Genomic DNA, 5,714 nt, shown 5'->3' on the forward strand with positions numbered 1-5,714 from the left:
GTCGGCCCGTACTCATTCACGACCACCGACCCCGGAGCCCGCGACAGCCAGTCACGAACCACCACACCGGGCAGAGCCTCACCACCCACAACCCACACACGAGACGCCGAACCAGCCTGCTCCGCAGTGAGCATCTCCGCCAGGAGCGGCAGGTGGGCGGGGACTGCCTTCGCCAGACCGAAACCGCCGGACTCGCGGATCAGCTCGGCCAGCCCCTCGGCGCCGCCCGCCTCACTCGCCACCACTGTCGAACCGGACACCAGCGGCACCAGAACACTGGTCACCGTCAGATCGAAAGCCAGCGACGAATGCAGCGGAGCACCCCCGCCACCACTCATCCCATACGCATCGGCGGCCCAGGCCGCATAGTTCGCCAGACCACCATGAGTGACAGCCACACCCTTCGGCCGGCCGGTGGAACCCGAGGTGTAGATGACGTACGCGAGCGACTGCGGGTCCACATCCACGGCCGGCCGCTCTGCTGACGCGGCCGCCAGCTGCATCCGGACCAGCGCGCTGTCCAGGGCCACGAACCGGTTCCGACCGGCCGGAAGATCATCAAGGATCTCCTCGGTCGTCAGCGTCAACACCGCACCCGAATCGGACAGCATGAACCCGATCCGCTCAGCCGGATACTCCGGATCAATCGGCAGATACCCAGCCCCCGCCTTCCACACCGCGAGAACCGCCACCACCGCATCGACACCACGCGGCAGACCGAGACCCACCACCGACTCCGCACCCACCCCCTGACCGACCAGGTAATGGGCCAGCCGGTTCGCACGGGCGTCCAGCTCCGCATACGAGACCGATTCGCCGCCCCCGACCACAGCCACCGCATCCGGCGTCCGCACCACCTGCGCCGCAAACAACCCCGGCACCAACACCGACCCCAGATCGGCAGCCGTGTCATTCCACTCCACCAACACCCGACGCCGCTCGACGTCCCCGAGGACCTGGAGAGCACTCAGCCGGGTACGGGTGTCGGTGACCAAAAGTCCCAGCACCCGAACCAGGCGCTCACCCAAGCCCTCGACCGTCTCCCGGTCGAACAGATCAGCCGCCGCGACCACCTGGCCCCACACCCCGGCCGGTGCACCCTGCTCGTCGTATGTCTCGGTGAGCCGGAACTCGACGTCGAACTTCGCCGCGGCGCTGTCCGAGAATGCGCCGCCCCCTTCCACCCCGGGGAGGTCGAGGACGGCCTCGGCGTTGTTCTGGAGGTCCAACTGGACCTGGAACAACGGGTGCCGGGCCATCGACCGCGTCGGCGCCAGCTCCTCCACGAGCCGCTCGAACGGCACCTCCTGGTGCGCCAGGGCGGAGAGACTCGTCTCCCGCACCCGGCCCAGGACCTCGCGGAACGTCGGGTCCCCCGACAGATCCGTCCGTACCACCAGGGTGTTGATGAAGAAGCCGACCAGATCATCCAGCGCCTCATCCGTACGGCCCGCGTTCGCCGAACCGATCGGAATGTCGGTACCCGCCCCCAGCCGCGACAGCAGCATCGCCAGCGCCGCCTGCAGGACCATGAAGGGAGTCACGCCCTCTGTCCGGGCCACCTCCACGAGTCGCGCATGCACCTCGGTCGGGATCTCCACGGGCACGCGGATACCGACGTGGGACGCGACAGCCGGCCGCGACCTGTCGAAGGGCAACGCCAGCTCCTCCGGCACATCAGCCAGCGCCTCATGCCAGTAAGCCATCTGAGTGGCCATCACGCTCTCGGGATCCGACTCGTCGCCGAGCAGCTCGCGCTGCCAGAGCGCGTAGTCGGCGTACTGGACCGGCAGCGGCTCCCACTCCGGGGCCTGGCCCGCGCTCCGTGCGGCGTAGGCCGTGGAAAGGTCCCGAGCCAGCGGGGCCGTCGACCAGCCGTCGCCCGCGATGTGGTGGAGCACCACGGCCAGCACGCGCTCGTCGGGTCCGGCCTCGAAGAGCGTGGCCCGGATCGGCGCCTCGGCCGCGAGGTCGAAGGCGTATGCCTCCGCCTCCGCCACGGCGGCGTCGAGCTCCCCGTGTGCCACCTCGACGACCTCCACCTTCCAATCGAGGTACGCGAGTTCCATGACGTCCTGGTACGGCTCGCCGCTCTCGGTCGTCCGGAAGACGGTCCGCAGCACCTCGTGCCGCTCGATCACATCGCGGAAGGCGAGACCGAGCGCATCACGGTCGATGTCATGCGCCATCCGCAGAGCGAACGGGATGTTGTACGCCGAGCTCGGACCCTCCAACTGGTTGATGAACCAGAGGCGTTGCTGGGCGAAGGAGAGCGGCACCCGTTCCGGCCGTTCACCGGCCGTGAGCGTCGGCCGCGCCTGCCCGGCGGCGGTCAGACCGCCGGCGAGACCGGCGACCGTCGGGGTCTCGAACAGGGCCCGCAGCGGGACCTCCACACCCAGGAGGGTGCGCACCCGGCTGATCAGACGAACGGCGAGGAGTGAGTGGCCGCCCAGAGCGAAGAAGTCGTCGTCCACGCCCACCTCCGCAAGGCCCAGGACCTCGGCGAAGGCTCCACACAGCAGCTCTTCCTGAAGCGTGACCGGAACCCGCATGCCGCTTCCGGTCAGGTACTCGGGGGCGGGCAGGGCCTTGCGGTCCAGCTTGCCGTTGGCGGTCAGCGGCAGCGCGTCCAGGACGACGATCGCGGACGGAACCATGTAGGACGGCAGCCGGTCGCCGGCCACAGCGGTCAGGATGCGCGGCAGTTCCTCGGCGACGCCGTCCGCGGCCGGCACGACGTAGGCGACCAGGCGCTTGCCCCCCGGGGTGTCCTCACGAGCCACCACGGCAGCCTGAGCCACCAGTGGATGTTCCGCGATCGCGGACTGCACTTCGCCCAGCTCGATCCGGAAACCACGGATCTTGACCTGCTCGTCGGCCCGGCCCAGGTACTCCACCTGACCGTCCCGCGACCACCGCACGATGTCACCCGTGCGGTAAAGACGACCACCCGTACTGGAGAACGGGTCGGCGACGAACCGCTCACCCGTCAGCCCCGGACGCCCCAGATATCCCCGGGCCACACCCGCACCCGCGACATACAACTCACCCGAGACACCCGCAGGAACCGGAGACAAAGTGCCGTCGAGAACGTGGACGCGGGCGTTGGCCACAGGACGACCGACGACGACCTCGGCCGAGTCCGAGAGCCGGGCGATCGTGGTGTCGACCGTCGCCTCGGTCGGACCGTAGAGGTTGAAGCCCTCCACACCCTCCAGCGAACGCAACCGCTCCCACAGACCCGCCGGAACGGCCTCACCGCCCACGCCGATACGCGACGGGTACCGCGCCCCCTCGAACAGGCCCTCATCCACGAGTACCTGAAGGTATGAGGGCGTGACTTCGGCGAAGTCGACACGGGACGCATGCATCCACGCCACCAGACGCGCCGCGTCCAGCCACGTCTCCCCATCCACCACGTGCAGCTCATGACCCGTGAACAGAGCCGCCAGCTGGTCCCACGACGCGTCGAACGACACCGACGTCGTCAACGCGACCCGCAGCGGCTCCCCACCCGTCGCGAACACCGTCCGGCCATGGCCCTCACACAGGCTCACCGCACCCCGATGCGGGACCATCACGCCCTTCGGACGGCCCGTCGACCCCGACGTATAGATCACATACGCCGGATGCTCAGGCAGCACCACCACATCCAGCGCACTGCCATCAAGACCCGCCAACGCTGCCACTGTGTCCGCGCCGTCCAGGAGGACCACAGCCGCGCCCGTCGCGGCCAGCACGTCGGCGGTCCCGGCGGAGGCGACCACCACCGCGGGCGCCGCGTCCTGGACCATGTACGCGATCCGCTCCGCCGGATACTCCGGATCCACCGGAAGATAAGCACCACCGGACTTCAACACCGCAAGCAGCGCGACAATCAGATCCGCACCCCGCTCCAGACACACCCCCACCACCGACTCGGAACCAACACCCCGAGCCCGAAGAAGCCGCGCCAAACGATTCGCCCGCGCATCCAACTCCGCATACGACAGCGACACCTCACCCGCCACCACCGCAACCGCATCCGGCGCACGAACCACCTGCACCGCAAACAACTCCGGCAACGACCCCGCACCCACCGAGACAGCAGTGTCGTTCCACTCCGCCAGGAGCCGCCGCTCACTCTCGTCCAGGACCTCGACAGCGCTCAGCCGGGACTGCGGGGCCGTGACCAGCAGCTCGATCGCCCGGGCCCAGCGGGCCACGATGCGCTCGGCCGTCTCCACGTCGAACAGATCCGCCGACGCCACCACCGAACCACGCAGCCCCGCCGGCGCACCGGCATCGTCGAACACCTCCGACACCGACACATCCAGATCGAACTTCGCCACCGACGCGCCGGCCGCGACGCCCCCGATCCGCACGCCTTGCAGGTCGAGGACGGCCTCGGCGTTGTTCTGCACCTGGAGCATCACCTGGAACAAGGGGTGCCGGGCCATGGACCGGCTCGGCGCCAGCTCCTCGACAAGCCGCTCGAAGGGAACGTCCTGGTGCGCGAACGCGGACAGGCTCGTCTCGCGGACGCGTCGGAGGACGTCACGGAAGGTCGGGTCGCCCGACACGTCCGTTCGCAGTACGAGGGAGTTGATGAAGAAGCCGACGAGGTCGTCCAGCGCCTCGTCCGTACGGCCCGCGTTCGCCGAGCCGATCGGGATGTCGGTCCCCGCTCCCAGCTTCGAGAGCAGCATCGCCAGCGCGGCCTGCAGCACCATGAACGTGGTCACGCCCTCGGCACGCGCCACCTCGACGAGCCGCCCGTGCACCTCCGCCGGAACGGTCAGCGGAATGTTGTGCCCTAGATGCGACGGCACCACAGGCCGCACCCGGTCCGCCGGCAGCTCCAGCTCCTCCGGCACCCCTTCCAACGCCTCCCGCCAGTAGGCGACCTGACGCGTGAGCAGGCTGTCCTCGTCGGACTCCTCGCCCAACAGCTCCCGCTGCCACAGCGCGTAATCCGCGTACTGGACCGGCAGCGGCTCCCACTCGGGCGCCCGGCCCCGCCGGCGCGCCGCATACGCGGCCGACAGGTCACGCGCCAGCGGGCGCTTCGACCAACCGTCGCTGGCGATGTGATGCATCGTTACGACGAGCACGTGCTCGTCGGCTCCGGAGTCGAACAGCCAGGCGCGGAAGGGGATGTCGACCGCGAGGTCGAAGGCATGGCCGGCCGCCGCGGCGATCGCGCCCGGCAGCTCCTCCGGTGCCACCTCGACCAGGGGCAGGCTCCACTCCAGTTCGTCGGTGCCGATGATCCGCTGGTACGGCTCGCCGTCGGCGACCTCGAAGACGGTCCGCAGCACCTCGTGCCGCCCGATCACGTCCCGCAGCGCTGCTTCCAGTGCCTCCCGGTCCACGTCGCCGCCGAGGCGCAGGGTCACCGGGACGTTGTAGGCCGCGTTCGGCCCCTCCAGCTGGCCGATGAACCACAGGCGGCGCTGGGCGAACGAGAGCGGGATCCGCTCCGGGCGCCCACCGGCCGTCAGGGCCAGCCGCGCCTCTGCGGCGCCGGCCAGACCGGTCGCGAGACCGGCCACCGTCGGGGCTTCGAAGAGCGCGCGGATCTCGACCTCGACGCCCAGGACCGCGCGGATCCGGCTGACCAGGCGCACCGCGAGGAGCGAGTGGCCGCCCAGCTCGAAGAAGTCGTCGTCGACGCCGACCTCGGCAAGACCGAGGACCTCGGCGAACGCCATGCACAGGATCTCCTCCTG

General features: G+C 69.7%; 1 protein-coding gene. It reads right to left on the reverse strand.

Annotated features, from left to right (window positions below):
* On the reverse strand, positions 1 to 5,696 hold a 5,696-nt coding region (locus ACFVZW_RS36595; protein ID WP_384530849.1), incomplete at its 3' end, for an amino acid adenylation domain-containing protein.
* Positions 5,697 to 5,714: the final 18 nt, after the last annotated feature.

The organism is Streptomyces sp. NPDC059567 (assembly GCF_042735655.1).
Lineage (GTDB): Bacteria > Actinomycetota > Actinomycetes > Streptomycetales > Streptomycetaceae > Streptomyces.